The 16,067-nt window shown below is 66.5% G+C and carries 15 protein-coding genes; 13 read left to right on the forward strand and 2 right to left on the reverse strand.

Annotated features, from left to right (window positions below; genetic code table 11):
- Positions 1–45: 45 nt before the first annotated feature.
- Positions 46–1,242 carry an ROK family transcriptional regulator gene (locus tag X803_RS0103820; protein WP_035777870.1) on the reverse strand — a complete coding sequence of 399 codons (1,197 nt, stop codon included), beginning with the start codon at positions 1,240–1,242 and terminating at the stop codon, positions 46–48.
- Positions 1,243–1,402: 160 nt separating this feature from the next.
- Here X803_RS0103820 and X803_RS20915 point away from each other — a divergent pair, with 160 nt between their 5' ends.
- Entirely contained in the window at positions 1,403–3,055 is a 1,653-nt protein-coding gene (locus X803_RS20915; RefSeq protein ID WP_156929950.1) for a sensor histidine kinase, read from the forward strand.
- 87 nt (positions 3,056–3,142) lie between these two features.
- Positions 3,143–3,895, forward strand: coding sequence for a response regulator transcription factor (locus X803_RS0103830; RefSeq protein ID WP_026544106.1), 753 nt, complete (start codon positions 3,143–3,145; stop codon positions 3,893–3,895).
- A gap of 118 nt (positions 3,896–4,013) precedes the next feature.
- On the opposite strand, the gene X803_RS17625 is transcribed toward X803_RS0103830, so the two are convergent.
- On the reverse strand, positions 4,014–4,412 hold the full coding sequence (locus X803_RS17625) for a hypothetical protein (RefSeq protein ID WP_156929951.1): 399 nt from the start codon (positions 4,410–4,412) through the stop codon (positions 4,014–4,016).
- A gap of 711 nt (positions 4,413–5,123) precedes the next feature.
- Here X803_RS17625 and X803_RS0103840 point away from each other — a divergent pair.
- The 11 genes from X803_RS0103840 (at position 5,124) to X803_RS0103890 (ending at position 16,044) form a co-directional block, all read left to right on the forward strand.
- The gene (locus X803_RS0103840; RefSeq protein WP_026544107.1) at positions 5,124–5,786 is read left to right on the forward strand and encodes a GntR family transcriptional regulator; all 663 of its coding nucleotides are present in this window, start codon (positions 5,124–5,126) and stop codon (positions 5,784–5,786) included.
- Positions 5,787–5,977: 191 nt separating this feature from the next.
- Entirely contained in the window at positions 5,978–6,706 is a 729-nt protein-coding gene (locus X803_RS0103845; protein ID WP_026544108.1) for an SDR family NAD(P)-dependent oxidoreductase, read from the forward strand.
- Complete coding sequence (locus X803_RS0103850; protein WP_026544109.1) at positions 6,699–7,292, forward strand: carboxymuconolactone decarboxylase family protein; 594 nt, start codon at positions 6,699–6,701, stop codon at positions 7,290–7,292. Before X803_RS0103845 ends, X803_RS0103850 begins: the two co-directional genes overlap by 8 nt.
- A 47-nt stretch (positions 7,293–7,339) precedes the next feature.
- On the forward strand, positions 7,340–8,353 hold the full coding sequence (locus tag X803_RS0103855; RefSeq protein ID WP_026544110.1) for a TAXI family TRAP transporter solute-binding subunit: 1,014 nt from the start codon (positions 7,340–7,342) through the stop codon (positions 8,351–8,353).
- A 17-nt stretch (positions 8,354–8,370) separates the two neighbouring features.
- The gene (locus X803_RS0103860; RefSeq protein WP_026544111.1) at positions 8,371–8,871 is read left to right on the forward strand and encodes a hypothetical protein; all 501 of its coding nucleotides are present in this window, start codon (positions 8,371–8,373) and stop codon (positions 8,869–8,871) included.
- On the forward strand, positions 8,868–11,030 hold the full coding sequence (locus tag X803_RS17630; protein WP_156929952.1) for a TRAP transporter permease: 2,163 nt from the start codon (positions 8,868–8,870) through the stop codon (positions 11,028–11,030). Before X803_RS0103860 ends, X803_RS17630 begins: the two co-directional genes overlap by 4 nt.
- A 23-nt stretch (positions 11,031–11,053) precedes the next feature.
- A complete protein-coding gene (locus X803_RS0103870) occupies positions 11,054–12,256 on the forward strand; it encodes an MFS transporter (RefSeq protein WP_026544112.1) in 1,203 nt (400 codons plus the stop codon).
- Entirely contained in the window at positions 12,253–13,479 is a 1,227-nt protein-coding gene (gene lhgO, locus X803_RS0103875) for an L-2-hydroxyglutarate oxidase (RefSeq protein ID WP_026544113.1), read from the forward strand. Before X803_RS0103870 ends, lhgO begins: the two co-directional genes overlap by 4 nt.
- Complete coding sequence (locus X803_RS0103880; protein WP_026544114.1) at positions 13,476–14,366, forward strand: dihydrodipicolinate synthase family protein; 891 nt, start codon at positions 13,476–13,478, stop codon at positions 14,364–14,366. Before lhgO ends, X803_RS0103880 begins: the two co-directional genes overlap by 4 nt.
- Entirely contained in the window at positions 14,367–15,140 is a 774-nt protein-coding gene (locus tag X803_RS0103885) for an SDR family oxidoreductase (protein WP_026544115.1), read from the forward strand. It begins immediately after the preceding gene.
- 43 nt (positions 15,141–15,183) lie between these two features.
- Entirely contained in the window at positions 15,184–16,044 is an 861-nt protein-coding gene (locus X803_RS0103890) for a fumarylacetoacetate hydrolase family protein (RefSeq protein WP_026544116.1), read from the forward strand.
- Positions 16,045–16,067: the final 23 nt, after the last annotated feature.

The raw sequence follows: 16,067 nt of genomic DNA on the forward strand, positions 1-16,067 counted from the left end.
GGTATCTGTCAAGCCTGAGAATCCGCTGATCAAAAGCAATCGGATTCAGCGCGCCAGCATCAGGCGTTCAGCACGGGGGCCAAGGGTGCGCTCGAGCATGAGGCATGCCGCCCCGACCGCCGCAACGTCGTCGCCTATTCCGGTGGACACCACCTCCACCGGATGGATGCTCCGCGCGGCACGGAAGTCCAACAACGACGACGGCACAACCTCCAGATACCGGCTCGCCAGCGGTTCCCAGAACGGCCCGCCGAACACCACGCGGTCCACATCCAGCGCATTCGCGAGGACCGACACCGCCCGGGCCGTACGCAGAGCCGCGCGGTTGAGAATCTCGATGGCGAGGTCGTCGCCCTGATCGGCGGCCGCGCAGAGCTGCAGCAGCCCGTCGGCCACATCGCCGTTACGGTGCCGTTCCTCGCTCAGCACACCGAGCCGCTCAGCCTCAAGAACCAGGGACAGCGGATCACAGGTCACCGCAATGCAACCGCGCATTCCGCAGGCGCACTCGGGGCCGTTGGGATCGGTGACAATATGCCCGATCTCCCCCGCATTGCCGGAGGTTCCGCGCATCACCTCGCCGTTCACCACAATGCCGCTGCCGATACCCGTACCGATGTACACAAAGACAAAGCTCTGCGTGCTTTCCTGGCCGCCGCCCCAAATCTCCGCGACAGCGGCCGCTATCACGTCCTTCTCCACGAAGACGGGCATGCCGGTGGCCTCTGCCAAAGCATCCCGCAGCGGGACACGATGCCAGCCGAGCAGGAGGGGAGGGTCGACGACGGCGCCCGCCGGCTGATCGATCGGTCCAGGAGGTGCCACGCCGATGCCCTCGATACGTGCGGGATCGACCGGCGACTCGGCGAGCAGTGCGCTCACTTCACCGGCGATCGCGTCGATGATCTCCCCCGGCTCTGTCCCCTGCGGTGTTTCGCGGACCCTGCGGTGCAGTACTACCCCCATCAGGTCCATCAGCAGCACCGTCATCAACGCCGGGTCCAGGTGGACGCCGATCGCATACCGGCCCGACGGGTTGATCCGCAGGATGGTCCGCGGCTTGCCCGGGCCGGAGCCGGATTTCCCGGCCTCCACGATCAGTTCCTCAGCCAGCAGGCGCCGGGTGATATTGGAAACCGCCTGCGGCGAGAGACCGATCAGATCCACCAACTCCACCCTGCTTAATCCGTCGCTGGAACGGCGGATAGCATCGAGAATGACGCTCTGGTTAAAGTCCCCCATCCGGGGGAGATTGGTGCCACGGCGCACGTTCAGGCCTTTCGCTCAGCACGGCTGATGCACGATAGTACCGCCACTTTCAGCACAGCACCGGCCTCGTCGCTAGACTCGGCAGAACCAGCATCAACACACGGGTCTGTCTTTCGACCGAAGGGGACGAGTCTTGGGCGCAACCGGCGATACTCCTGTGGGCAACGCACTGGTGGTGGACTCGGATGTCGACCTGCTCGCTCAGATTGCGGGCAGCCTCCGGGAGGCTGGATTCACTGTTGCGGCCCACAGCGATTTGGTTCGTGGACTCGAAGAGGCCCGCGAGCGCACGGCGGATGTCGCGATCGTCGGCGCCGGAATGGCTCTGGAGTATCTGGCGACCATCGCCAAGGAGGCCGACCACATGCTGCCGCGGGACATCCCGGTGGTGCTCACCGCTTCCTCGGCTGACCAGGTCACGTCCCACCCTGAACTGGCAATGCGCTCCAGCGACTACCTTCTGCTGCCGATCGCCTCCGCTGAACTGCTGCACAGGGTCAACACGGCCATCCACCGCAACCGGCTGCGCCAGAAGCGAAGCCACGAGTCCGCGTTCCTTCGCGAACGCGTGAGGCGGATCTCCGAAGAGATCCGCCACACCAATGAGCCGGAAAAAATGGTCCAGCTCACGCTGCAGGGCATCGGTGAGGCGCTCGAGGCGGACGAGGTAGCCCTGCACATCTTCGACGACGAACGGGTCTCCTGCGGCTCCGCACGCTGGCTGCGCGGTGAGGGTTGCGGACAACCCAGCGATGTCACGGCCGAGCAGGATGAACTGCGCGCGCTGGGCACAGACCTCTGGCGAACGTCGGGCTCTCTGGCCGTGGGTCCCGGGAGACTCCACGAGGTCCCCGGCCAACTGACGAACATCCGCGCCCGGATGGAGGGGTTCACCCGCAGCGGACTGCTGCTGCCCATCGGCGAGGGTGCGTCCTCCTTCGGGGTGCTCTGGATCGCAGTCGATCGCGGACACCGCAAGTGGTCCAGCGCCGAGATTGCGCTCCTTCAGCACCTGATCGGGAACCTGGCCCACGGTGTCATCCAGGGCCAGCTGATCCTCGGCCAGCAGCAGGTGGTGGACCGGCTCCGCGAACTCGACGCCGCCAGGGATGGTTTCATCGCCACCATCCACCATGAGTTGCGCACTCCCCTGGCGTCGATCCTCGGCTACGTTGAGCTGCTGCAGGAAGGCGACGCCGGTGAGCTGCCGGCAGCCGCGCGGAAAATGCTCTCGGTCATCGAACGCAATGGGCAGCGGCTGAGCACCCTGGTGGAGAATGTCCTGGCGCTGTCAGTGCTCGACGCCGGCACCCGGCTTGGCAACGCCCGGGTCGATCTGGTGCCCCTGATCGAGTCGGTGGTCGCGGACCTGATGCCTCTCGCCGCGGCGAAACACATCTCGGTCCGGGTATCCCCGGCAGATTCGCCGCAGCATGTGCAGGGTGTGGGCGAACTCCTGAAACGGGCCTTCGTGAATGTCCTGTCCAACGCGGTGAAATTCACGTCCGACGGCGGAACGGTCACCGTTACGTACCTTGCCGATGAGCCCCGCGGCATGGTGCGCATAGCGGTCGAGGACTCCGGAATCGGCATCCCCGCCGAGGAACTTCCTCACCTGCTGACCCGCTTCTACCGGGCGTCCAACTCGGTTGCTGCGGAGATCCCCGGCACCGGGCTCGGGCTGCCGATCGCAGCGCAGTCCGTGGAACGCCACGGCGGCACGTTCTCGATCCAGTCCGAACTCGGTTCGGGAACAACGGTCACCATTGAACTGCCCCGCGCGTGAGCGCTGCGGCCTGAGTCACAATCGCCTGCGGCCCAATATCGACACGAGCGGTCCCCGACTGCCGCGCATTCTGGCAAGGTACTACCTATGGGTACTGATTCTTACGAGCGCACGGCCTTGGTTGTCGAAGACGATTCCGACATCCGTGAACTCCTTGCACTCACGCTCTCCATGGTGGGATTCAACGTCATCGAGAGTGCGAGCGGGCGCGATGCCCTCTCCCTGGCCCGCGAGCACACTCCGGACCTGGTGACGCTTGACCTGAACCTTCCCGACCTTGACGGGATGGAAGTCTGCCGGCAGCTGCGGCCGACGACGGACGCCTACATCGTGATGGTCACGGCGCGGGTGGAGGAGATCGAACGGGTGATGGGGCTGGAAATCGGCGCCGACGACTTCATCGTCAAGCCCTTCAGCCCGCGGGAAGTGCGGGCACGCGTCGCCGCAATGTTCCGCCGCCCCAGGTCGATTGGGGAACCCGGACCGGCAGCAGCCGAGGCCAACGAGCCGGAAGAGGCAGCGGAAATTGATGACGCCGTCGTCGTCCATGGTTCCCTGTCCGTGGATGTCGAGGGGCGGGTGGCGCGGATCAACGGTGATGAGCTGCCGCTGACCAAGATCGAGTTTGACCTGCTGGCGACGCTGATCAGTGGGGCCCGCAGGGTGTGGACACGTGAAACGCTGTTGTCCCGGGTGTGGGGCGAGGGATGGACGGACGACCATCACCTCGTTGAGGTCCACATCCGCAACCTGCGGAAGAAGCTCGGCGAGGACACCAGGGAACCGCGGTTCATCAAGACCGTCCGGGGCGTCGGCTACCGGATGATGCCGGTCGAGTAGCGATGCCGGACAAGCAGTGGTGCCGGACGAGTAGTGATGCCGGACGAGTACTGCTCCCGGTGGGCAGTAATACAGGTCGAGTAGTGCTCCCGGACGGGCAGCGACGCCCGCCGAGGAGCTAGGAGTCCAGCCTGTGCCGGCCGGTACCCCGGGGGTGCGCTTCGGCGCTGAAGGTCTCTGCGACATGGGTGAGGAACCGCTCGGCCTCCCGGATGAGCGCCGGCAGGCACTCGGCCCTGCGTCCGCTGCGGATGTCGGCGAGGCAGCGTCCCACGACATACTCAAGCCGCGGCGCCCCCACCATCCGGGACCCGACACTGAGGCTGAGGAGGGCTGTCTCGGCCGCCTGCCGATTCCCGGACCGGATCTCAACGGTGACTTCCTCGATGCGCTGGGGCAGCAGCCGGGCAAAGTTGTCGCGGTAGCGGAGGGCATCGGAGGCAGCCGGCAGTTCTGCAGCCAACTGCTCGAGAACCTCGACCCTGTGCACCGCGAGGTCCTCAGGAATGCAATTCATCGGCGCCATCGGTTCAGGCACACTATCCACCGGTGCCAACGGGTGGAAGAGATTCCCGGGTAACGCGGACTTGAATTTGTTCGTCAGCCAGGCCACCGCATGTGCTCCCAACCTGTTGCCCCACGTCAGTCTCCGGATCGGCGGACGGTCCGATCCGGAGAGGTCTGATACCACTGTGAACCACGCGTCTCAAGGCTCCGCTCGCATTTGGGCGAAGCTTTCCTCAAGAATCGCGGCGATCTGTGCGGACGAGGCAGTTGCTCGGCGCACCCCGGGAGGGGTGGCCGATGCTGACGCAACTGCTCGGGGAGCCTCGGGAGGCGGTGCCTGTGCGGACGCAACTGCTCGGCGAGCTCCGGGAGACGGGTGCCTGTGCGGACGCAACTGCTCGGGGAGCCTCGGGAGGCGGCGTCGGTATTTTAGAGCGCAGGCACTGCAGTCGTTGCATGCAATGACTGCAGAGCATGCACTTTTTCAGGAGCACCTACCCTGTCCGGGATTGCCTGGTGTGTTGAACTAGAGTCAACAGGAGGTATAGCGCCGGCACTTAGTGGAGGATCTCCCACGGAGCACCGCCACGGGGCACCACTGGGGGACACCGCTACGGGGTACCGCTACGAGGTACGCAGAACGCAGAACGCAGAAACAAGACGTAGAACGCAGAACACGCACACCGAGAACGCAGCAGGATCAGGAAAGGGAGGGCGGAGAATGGCCGGCACAGCGCGAAGGCGCCCGCCAACCGCCCAGGCCTTCGCCCTGGCCGAGCTCCGCCGCATGATCATCGCCGGAGAGGTGCAGCCCGGCGAACCTCTGAGGCAGGACGCCCTCGCTGACCGGCTCGGCGTCAGCCGGGTCCCGCTGCGCGAGGCATTCAAGATCCTTGAGGGTGAAGGGCAGATTGTCTACGAGCCGCACCGCGGTTTCAAGGTTGCCCGGTTGTCGCTCGCCGACCTGCTTGAGACGTACCGCATCCGGCAGCTCCTGGAGACCGAAGCCGCCCACGCCGCCGTGGAACGCGCGGACGACTCGGTCCTTCAGGCCATGAAGGATGCCGCCCGCGAGGTTGAAGCGGCCAGCGCGTCGGCGGACATCCTGCCCATGACCGAGGCGAATCGCAGGTTCCACTTCGTGCTGCTCTCCGCCTCGGGGATGCCACGGCTCGACCGGCTCATCCAGGTTCTCTGGGACGCCACCGACACCTACCGCTTTGTGTACTACGGCGTGCCCACCAACCGGCAGCGCGTCGAGGAGGAGCATAACCTCATCATCGATGCCTTCGCCGACCGTGACGCGGACCGCCTGGTGAAACACATGGACGAGCACCGCGACCATGCCGTCGAAGCCCTCCGCAAGTTCCTCGACGCCACATAGGGAACCAGGTACTGACCCCTAGCGCGATAGGTCAGTAACATGTCACACTCTGATAACAGTCCCCTCCAACCCCAGTTACCTCTGGTAACTTTTCGTGTGACGAGGGTTACACTGGATATTGAATTTGTATACAATCTCCAATAACCCTCTCCGCTGACAAGCATTCGATGACGAAGCAAAGGATCCAATTCGTGGACAACTGGCTAGGACTTGCCGATCGGCGCGTGCTGGTGGCCGGCGCCGGCGGCATCGGTGAAGCCTGCACAGCAGCCTTCAGCGCAGCCGGCGCCCGCGTGGTCATTGCGGACATCGACGAGTCCCGGCTCCAGCGCCACGAGAACGGTCTCCGCGCCGACTTCTCCACCGTCGAGGGCTGTGAAGACGCCGTCGCGGCAATCGTTGACGCACTCGGCGGGATCGACATCCTCTTCCACGCCGTCGGCGTCAACCACCGTGTCCCCATCCTCGACACCACGGACGAGGACTGGCAGCGCACCATCAACATCAACCTCACCAGCGCCTTCCGCCTCGGCAAGGCCGCCGGGAAGCACATGGTCAACGCCGGCTGGGGCCGCCAGATCTACTGCTCCTCGGTCTCCAGCCTCCTCGCCCACCCGGATCACGGCCCCTACGCCGCGAGCAAGGGCGGCATCAACCAGATGATGCGCGTCATGGCCCGCGAGTGGGCTGCCAGCGGCGTGACCGTCAATGCCATCGCCCCCGGCTACACCGAGACGGACCTGACCAAGGCCCACCTGGACAAGCCCGGCGTCCGCGAGCACTACACCTCGCTGGTCCCGGCCGGGCGGCTGGGCTACGTCGAGGACCTCACCGGCCCCGTCCTTTTCCTTGCCTCCGACCAGGCATCCTTTGTCACCGGGCACGTCCTCTACGTGGACGGAGGCCGGACCCTTGTCTGACACCTTCCCCCTCCTCGCGCCCGCCGAACTGGCAGCGGATCAGCAGGATCTCTACGAAAAGATCACCGCCGGCCCCCGCGCCAACGGCCCGTTCCGGATCATGCACGACGACGGCTCCCTCGCCGGCCCGTTCAACGCACTCCTCTTTGCCCCCGGGATCGGAAACGCCGTGCAGGAACTCGGCGCCGCGCTCCGCTTCAAGGGAGAGCTCCCCAGCCGTACCCGGGAACTGGTGATCTGCGCCGTCGCGGCAGCCCTGGATTCCGAGTACGAGTGGTACGCGCATAGCCGGGCGGCCGTCGTCGTCGGCGTTTCTGAAGAGGAGCTGGCCCAGCTGGAGGCGGGCAACGTTCCGGACAGTGCCTCGGAGAGTGAACGGGCGGCGCTCGAGCTCACCCGGGAACTGATCGCTGAGGCCGGCGTGACGGACAGCGTCCGCGCGAAGGCGCACACACACTTCGGTCCGAATGGACTGACAGAACTGACAGTCCTCGTGGGGTACTACCGCACCCTCGCAGGACTGCTGGCCGTGGCTGACGTCCGGGCCCCGGCTGACACCGCTCCAAAGGAGGGGCATCACCAATGAAGATGGACACCGCACCGAGTATCAATTACCAATCAAGGGAGAAATCCATGTCCAGCACCAAGAACAAGGTCCGCGGATCGCGCATCGTTGCCGCCGCTGTCCTTGCACCGGCTCTGTTCCTGACCGCCTGCGGCAGCCCCGCACCCAGCGGCGGCGGCGACGGCGGCGGAGGACCGGCTGACGGCGGCGGAGGCGCGCTCTCCATCGCCACCGGCGGCACCGGCGGCGTCTACTACCCGCTGGGCGGCGGTTTTGCGACCGTCATCCGCGACAACGTCGAGGGCTACGACGCCACCGTCCAGGAAACCAACGCCTCCGTTGACAACATCCTGCTGCTCGAAAGCGGAGCCGCGCAGCTGGCCCTCGCGGTGGGCGACGTTGTCTCGGACGCCGTTGAAGGCGTCAACGACTTCGAGGGCAAGCCCCAGGAGATCTGCTCGCTCGGCAACGTCTACAACAACTACCTGCAGCCGATCACCGTCGAGGAAACCGGCATCCAGACCGTCGAGGACATGAAGGGCAAGGTCGTCTCGGTGGGCGCCCCCGGCTCGGCAACGGAAGTTGCTGCGCTGCGCACCCTCGAAGCCGCCGGCCTTGACCCCGAGGCTGACATCGACCGCCGCCAGCTCGGTGTCGCCGAAACCGTCGCCGCACTGCGTGACGGCACCATCGACGCCGGATTCTGGTCCGGTGGCCTGCCCACCGGCGCAATGATCGACCTAGCTGCCGACGGCGACATGGTGATCGTGCCGATCGGTGAGTACGCAGCACCGATGGCCGAGGAATACGGCGAGTTCTACGTTGAGCAGGAAATCCCCGCCGACACCTACGAGGGACAGACCGAACCCGTCTCCGTGATCGTGTCGCCGAACATCCTGGTTGCCCCGTCCAGCATGGACGAGCAGCTCCAGGAGGATATCACCACGGCGCTCTTCGAGAACAAGGAAGCGCTGGTCCAGGTACATCCTGCCGCTGAGGAGATGGACCCCGCCACAGCCGGTGACGTTCCGTTCGTCGAGACCTGCCCGGGTGCCCAGGCCTACTTCGACCAGGCCGGCTAAAAGGTAACCAACCCACCATGCGCAAGCTCGCCGTCGTCGTCGCCGTCCTCCTGTGCCTCGGCACACTGGCCGGAGTGACTGCCGGGATCGCTGGGTCATCCCAGCGCTTCCTCACGGTGACCAACGACGACGGCGAGCTGGCGCGGGTGCCTCTTGACGGGGACACCTTCGCGGTGAGCTACCGCAATTCGATCTACCAGACCCTCGCTGAGGAACGCTACGAGGCGCAGCCGGACGGTTCCTACCGCCTGGTTGAAATAGCGGCCGACCAGCTTGCGGTCCTCGAAGAGTATTACGGCGTGCCCGGCGCCCCGACATCCGCCGGATCACAGGACCGACGTAATTACGTTGTACCGCCGAACCCGGAGCGTCCGGTGGTCTTTGACACTCTCTCTATTGCTGCCACGGACCTCGGGCAGCGCACTCTCCACGTTCCCGGACAACCGCCGCTTGAGCTGTGGCCCCTCGTCGGGAATGACAATCCGTTCATTGTGCTAGACATCAAGGAGACCCGATGACCGAGCGACCCGACGGCAAAGGTGCCGCGCCCGCCCGAGCAGGCGAACAGGGGGAGACGCAGCCCGGAGGCGTGGATGCCAAAGAGGCGCACCCCAAGGACAAGCATGCCCACGGCGCACACCGGGCCACCCACAGCCGGAACGCCGACCAGAAGTACAACGGGTCTCCCGATCCCTACAAGGACACCGACGGCAAGCTGGACGAAGAGGCCCTGATTGCCGAGTTCGAGGCGGAGAAGCCTGCCCGGCATCTCACCGGCACGCCCGCGCTGATCATCAAGGTCATCGGCGTGGCACTGTCAGTCTTCGGGCTGTACTGGGTATTCAACCCGATGGCCACCCAGTTCTACCTCCCGGCCTTCCTGATGATCGGCCTGTCGATGACGTTCCTCGTCTACCGCGGCTGGGGCCGCTCGGACAAGGACAAAGAGAAGGGCAAGGCGGACAACCCGCACATTCTCGACTGGGCGCTGGCCGTCGTCGCAGCTGTTCCGTTCCTCTACATCATCATGGACTGGGACGCGTTCTTCCGTCGTGCGATTGTGCCCACCTACCTCGACCTCATCATGGGCACCATCGCTATCCTGATCGTCCTGGAGGCGGCACGCCGCACGGTCGGCATCCTGGTTCCGATCGTGGTCCTTGGGTTCTTCGCCTACGCCTACTTCGGCCCGTACTTCCCGGCGCCGTTCGGGACGTCCTCGTTCGGCTGGATTCGCCTCGTGGGACACAACGTCATGGGTACGCAGGGCATCTTCGGGGTGCCAACGGATGTGGCGGCGACGTACATCATCCTGTTCACTATCTACGGCGCCGTGCTGACGGCGTCGGGAGCCACGAAGTTCTTCATTGACCTGTCCTTCTCCGCGTTCGGTCAGTCCAAGTCCGGCCCCGGACGTACCGTGACCATGGCGGGTTTCCTGCTCGGTACGGTGTCCGGCTCCGGTGTTGCCACCACGGTGACCCTCGGTGGTATTTCCTGGCCTCTGCTGAAGAAGGCCGGCTACCCGAAGGAACACGGCGGCGGTGTGCTCGCAGCCGCCGGTATCGGCGCCATCATGTCGCCTCCGACCCTCGGAGCGGCGGCCTTCATCATCGCTGCGCTGCTCGGAGTGTCCTACCTGCAGGTACTGATCTGGGCCACCATCCCCACACTGCTGTACTACCTCGGCATCATCCTCGCCATCGAGATGGACGCCAGGAAGTTCAAGACCCACGCGGTCGAGATCGACACCACCCCGGCCGGCAAGCTGCTGCTGCGCTTCGGCTACCACTTCAGCTCGCTGGTGGCGATCGTGGTCTTCATGGCCATGGGCATGACCCCGTTCCGCGCCGTCGTTTACTCGACCATCCTGGCCTTCGCGCTCAGCTTCCTCGACAAGCAGTCCTGGATGACCCCCAAGAAAATCTGGGACGCACTGGCCACCGGCGCTACCGGCGCACTCTCCGTCATCCCGGTGATGGCAGCGGCTGGCCTGATCGTGGGCATCATGACCCTGACCGGCCTCGGCCTGAAACTGGCGAACATCATCGTCGACTTCGCCGGCGGCTCCCTGTTCCTCACGGCGCTGTTCTCCGCCATCTCGGTGATCCTGCTGGGTCTGGCGGTCCCGGTGACGGCCAGCTTCATCATCTCCTGGGTGATCATCGGCCCCGCCCTGCAGGACGTCGGCGTTCCCGCGTTCGCCGCGGCGATGTTCATCTTCTACTACTCGGTGCTCAGCGAGGTATCGCCTCCCACCGCGCTCTCCCCGTTCGCGGCGTCGGCCATCACCGGCGGCAAGCCCATCAAGACCATGTGGCTTACCTGGCGGTACACGCTCTCGGCGTTCCTGGTTCCGTTCATCTTCGTGCTCACCGGCCCCGGTATTGGCCTGCTGATGCAGGGCGGGATCGCCACGGTGCTGTTTGCCCTGGTGGTGTCGACGGTCGCCGTCGCTTCCCTCGCCGTGGCGACAGGCGGCTGGATCATGGCACCGGCCAACTGGCTGGAGCGGGCGCTGATCGGCCTTGGCTCGCTGCCGCTGCTGGTCATGGAGCCGATGTTCCTCGCGGTCGGTGCCGCTCTGATCGCCGTCGGCCTCGTGCTGCATGTCATCCGCGTGAAGCGGCACTCGCACAAAGACACCGCTAGCCCGGCACCCGCGCGAGCCCAGTGAACCTACCGTCCTCCGGACGGCCTGTGACCACCCTGTTGCAGGCCGTCTCGGTCACCACAACCGGGGTACTGCCTGCGTTCCTTCTGGGCGCACTGGCGGTGCAGATCCGCGACGACCTCGATCTGGGGCCGGCGCAGATGGGCATCGCCGCGGCAACCCTGTTTGCGGTGGCCGGCACCCTCGCCCGCCCGATGGGCAGCATTGTCCAGCGGGTGGGAGCCGGGCGCGGCATGGTCTACTCGGCCTGCCTTGCCACCGTGGCGTTGGCCGGCGCCGGTGCAGCACCGTCATTTCCCGTTTTGGTGGCGGCGCTGTTCATCGGCGGCCTGGCCAACGCCATGGCCCAGCCCTCGGCGAACCTCGGCATTTCCCGCAGCATCAGCAGCAACCGGCTGGGCCTGGCGTTCGGCGTCAAGCAGTCCTCCATCCCGATGGCCTCACTGCTGGGCGGACTCGCCGTCCCCGGCGTCGCACTGCTGCTCGGCTGGCGGTACGCCTTCTTCTTCGGCGCCGCACTGGCGCTGTGCCTGGCCTTCTGGGCGCTGGTCCGCGGCCAGGCACCCATGGCACTGACGACGGCGGCAGCCCACCCCGAAGACCGCGGCACCCCACGCGCGGGTCTGGTGGTCCTCACCATCGGGGCCGGGCTCGCCGCAGCGGCAGCCACCTCGCTCGGCGTGTTCCTCGTGGACTCCATGGTGCAGTCCGGTATCGCGCCGAGCACTGCCGGGTACCTCTTCGCCGGGGCAGCGGTCATCGGCCTTGGCATCCGCATCCTCCTCGGCGCACTCATGGACAGGATGCCCACCCGGAGCCCCTACGTACTGATCGCCAACCTGCTGGTGGCCGGCGTCGTCGGCTACTGGATGCTCAGTGTCGGCTCCGCCGCGCTGATGGTGATCGGCACCCTCCTCGCCTACAGCGCAGGGTGGACCTGGCCCGGGCTGCTGCACTTCGCCGTCGTCCGCGATAACCGGCTGGCAGCCGCCTCGGCAACCGGCGTGGTGCAGACCGGGCTGTCGCTCGGCGCCGCCGGCGGGCCGCTGCTGTTCGGGCTGCTGGTCAGCGCCACCTCCTACTCCACTGCATGGGTGGTGGCCGGCTTCGTAGCGCTGGCCGCTGCCATTACCTTCCGCATCGGCCGCCGGATGATCCGCAAATCGCGGGGTGTTCCGGTGTTTACGCTGCGGCGTCCATTCACCAACCCTGTCAAGGAGACTTCATGACATCCACTCGCTTCGCGGTGATCGGCGGCGGCATTCTGGGCACCGCCGTCGCGCGCCGGCTCCTCCAGCAGCAGCCGGACGCCACAGTGACCGTCCTCGAAAAGGAATCCTCGCTGGCCGCGCACCAGACCGGCCGGAACTCCGGCGTGGTGCACGCCGGACTGTATTACACGCCCGGGTCCCTGAAGGCGAAGCTGTGCCGCCGCGGGGTGGAGCTGCTCAAGGAGTACTGCGGCTCGAAAGACCTGGCGTATGACGAGATCGGCAAGGTCCTTGTCGCCCGGAACGCGGTGGAGGAATCGCGGCTGGGCGACATCATGACCCGCGCCCAGGCCAATGGCGTCCCGGGCGTGCGGATCATCGGCCGTGCCGAGCTGCTCGAACTTGAACCGCATGTTGAGGGGGTAGGCGCCCTGCACTCCCCGCACACGGCAATCGTGGACTACGGCGCCGTCACCCGGGCCTTCGCCGAGGACGTTCAGGCCGCCGGCGGCACCGTGCACACCGGGTTCGAGGTCACCGGCATCACCCGCCGCGGCGAGGAAACCCTGATCACCGGGACGCATCTTGGGACCGACACCTGGGAGGTCTTCGACACGGTCATCATCTGCGCCGGGCTGCACGCGGACCGCGTGGCGAAGCTGGCCGGGGACCGGGAAGACCCGAAGATTGTGCCCTTCCGCGGCGAGTACTACCTCCTCCGCCCCGAGAAGCGGGACCTGGTCCGCGGGCTCGTGTACCCGGTGCCGGACCCCCGCTACCCGTTCCTCGGCGTGCATCTCACCCCGCGCACCGATGGCGAGGTCATGGTGGGACCCAACGCGGTGCTGGCCCTGGCCCGTGAGGCCTACGGCTGGGGCACCGTGTCCCCGCGCGACCTCGGTGACGCCGTGGGCTACCCCGGCTTCCGGGCCTTCGCGAAGCAGCACTGGAAGACCGGCGCCGTCGAAATGGTGGGCTCGTTGAGCAAGCGCCGCTTCGTTGCCGAGGCCCGCAAGTACGTGCCGGAGCTGACCATTGACGACGTCGTTCCCGGGCCCAGCGGCATCCGTGCCCAAGCGCTGGACCGCGACGGCTCGCTGGTGGACGACTTCCGCATCACCCGCCAGGGCTCGGTGCTGGCGGTGCGGAACGCGCCGTCCCCGGCGGCAACGTCATCGCTGGCGATCGCCGAACACATTGTTTCCCTTGTACTGGATTCCGATAGTAAGGAAGTTGCATGACGCACTTGAAGAAGGGGCTCTGGGGTGTGCTGGCCACGCCGTTCTCCGGGCCGTCGTTCGATGTCGATTCCGAATCGCTGAAGCGCGAGGTGGCGCTGTACACCGGCATCCCGTCCACCGGCATGGTGGTGCTCGGGGTGTTCGGTGAGGGCAGCACACTGGACACCGCCGAGCAGCGGCTCATCGTCTCGACCGTCGCCGAGGCGGCCGGAGACACCCCGCTGGTGGTCGGTCTGTCGGCGCGGTCCACCCACGTGGCGATCGAGCAGGCCCGCACCGCCGTAGAAGCTGCCGGGTCCAACCTTGCCGCGCTCATGGTGCAGGTGAACACGCCGCAGCCGGACGCGCTGACCGCCCACTTCACCGCCATCCACGAGGCAACCGGCGCCGACATCGTGCTGCAGGATTACCCCGTGGCGTCCGGCGTGAAGATCAGCACCGCCCAGATTCTCGCCGTCGTCGAGCGTTGCCCGTTCATTGCGGCCGTGAAGTCAGAGGCGCCGCCCACCGCTGCGGCGATTGCCGCTCTCACCCGCGCGACCGATGTGCCCGTCTTCGGCGGGCTCGGCGGCGTGGGGCTCATTGATGAGCTCGCCGCCGGCGCCTCGGGCGCCATGACCGGCTTCTCCCACCCGGAAGCGCTGCAGGTGGCCATCCAGGCGAACGACGACGGCGGCTTCCGCGCTGCCCGCGACGCCTTTGCGCCGTGGCTGCCGCTGGCGAACTTCGAGGGTCAGCCCGGCATCGGCCTGGCGTTGCGCAAGGAGATTCTCAAGCGGCGCGGGATCATTGCCGATGCTTCCGTCCGCCCGCCGTCGCCCAAACTGCCTGCGGAACTGGCCGACATGATCGATGCACACCTCGACGCTGTGAAGGAGCTTGGCTAAATGGATACCGGACTTAAGGGGAAGAACGTACTGGTGCCGGGGTCAAGCTCCGGGATCGGGCTGGCCATTGCGCAGGCGCTGGCCGAGGAGGGCGCCAACGTGGTGCTCGCCGCCCGCCGGGAGGACCTGGTGCGGGCCGAGGCGGAGAAGCTGCCGTCCGCCGTCGGGGTCGGGATCGACCTGAACCTGGACGGCGCGCCGGAGCAGCTGGTGGCCGCCGCGGAGAAGGCGTTTGGGCCCATCGACGTGCTGGTGCTCAACAGCGGCGGACCCGCCCCGGGTGGAGCGACCGACGTCACCGGTGAACAGACGCTCGCGGCCGTGAACCAGCTGCTGCTGCAGCACATCACGCTGGTGTCCCTGGTGCTCCCTGGCATGCGGGAGCGCGGCTGGGGCCGGATTGTCGCCGTCGGATCTTCCGGTGTGCAGGCGCCGCTGCCCAACCTGGCGCTGTCCAACATCGGCCGTGCCGGGCTCGCCGGGTACCTCAAGACGCTCGCCAACGAGGTCGCTGCCGATGGCATCACCGTCAACATGGTGCTGCCCGGGCGGATCGACACCGACCGCGTGGCGTCCCTCGATGCCGGCGCTGCCAAGCGCACCGGGAAGACGCCCGAGGAAGCCCGTGCTTCGTCGGAAGCGACCATCCCCGCGGGCCGGTACGGGAAGCCGGAGGAGTTCGGCGCCGTCGTCGCGTTCATGGCGAGCGTGCCCGCAGCCTATGTCACCGGTGAGCAGATCCGCTGCGACGGCGGCCTGGTCCGTAGCTACTAACCCATCCCCTCCCCTCCCCCGTTGAGAGAAAAGAAAGAGCAACATGAACCACACCCTGAACCTCTGCTCCGTCCGTGAGGGCTCGGACGAGCTGGCCGCCGTCGTGCACCCGCAACGCGGCCTCGCCCTGGTCCGCGACCTGCTGCCCGGCTGGCACGGCGACGTCCGCGACATCCTCAGCGAGGAACTGCTGGATAAGCTGGAGAGCCTCGTTTCAACGGTCGACGACGGCGCTTTCCGCGACCCCGATTCCGTCACCTACGGTGCCCCCTACCGGCACCCGCGGATGCTGTGGGGCATCGGGCTGAACTACATGGAGCACGCGTCCGACCTGTCCGAGGGTGTGCCGGAGGAACCGGCGTCGTTCATCAAGGGTGACCACACAGTCATCGGCCCGGGCGAGGACATCCCCATCCCGTCGCAGAGCGAGCGGACCACCGCGGAGGGGGAGGTCGCCGTCGTCATCGGGCGATACTGCCGCAATGTGGAGGTAGAGGAGGCGCTGGACTATGTTGCCGGCGTCGTGCCCGTGCTGGACCAGACCGCCGAGGACATCCTGCAGCGGAACCCACGGTTCCTGACCCGGTCCAAGAACTTCCCGGGCTTCTTCTCCTTCGGGCCGCGGATTGTGCCGCTTGCCGAGGCCGTGGGGAACGGGACGCTCGCGGACATGGAGGTGTCCACCGTGGTCAACGGCGAGGTGCTGCGGACCAACACCGTATCCCACATGCGGTACAGCCCGGAGTACCTGGTCAGTTTCCACTCGAAGGTGATGCCGCTCTTCCCGGGCGACATCATCTCCACCGGCACGCCGGGCGCCATCCACATCAAGCCCGGGGATGTGGCGGAGGCCCGGGTGTCGAACGTGGGGACGTTGACCAACCCCGTGACGCAAGGCAGCTAGAACCACCACCCCCGCGTTGAGTT

It is taken from the genome of Arthrobacter sp. 35/47, assembly GCF_000520475.1.
GTDB lineage: Bacteria > Actinomycetota > Actinomycetes > Actinomycetales > Micrococcaceae > Arthrobacter_D > Arthrobacter_D subterraneus.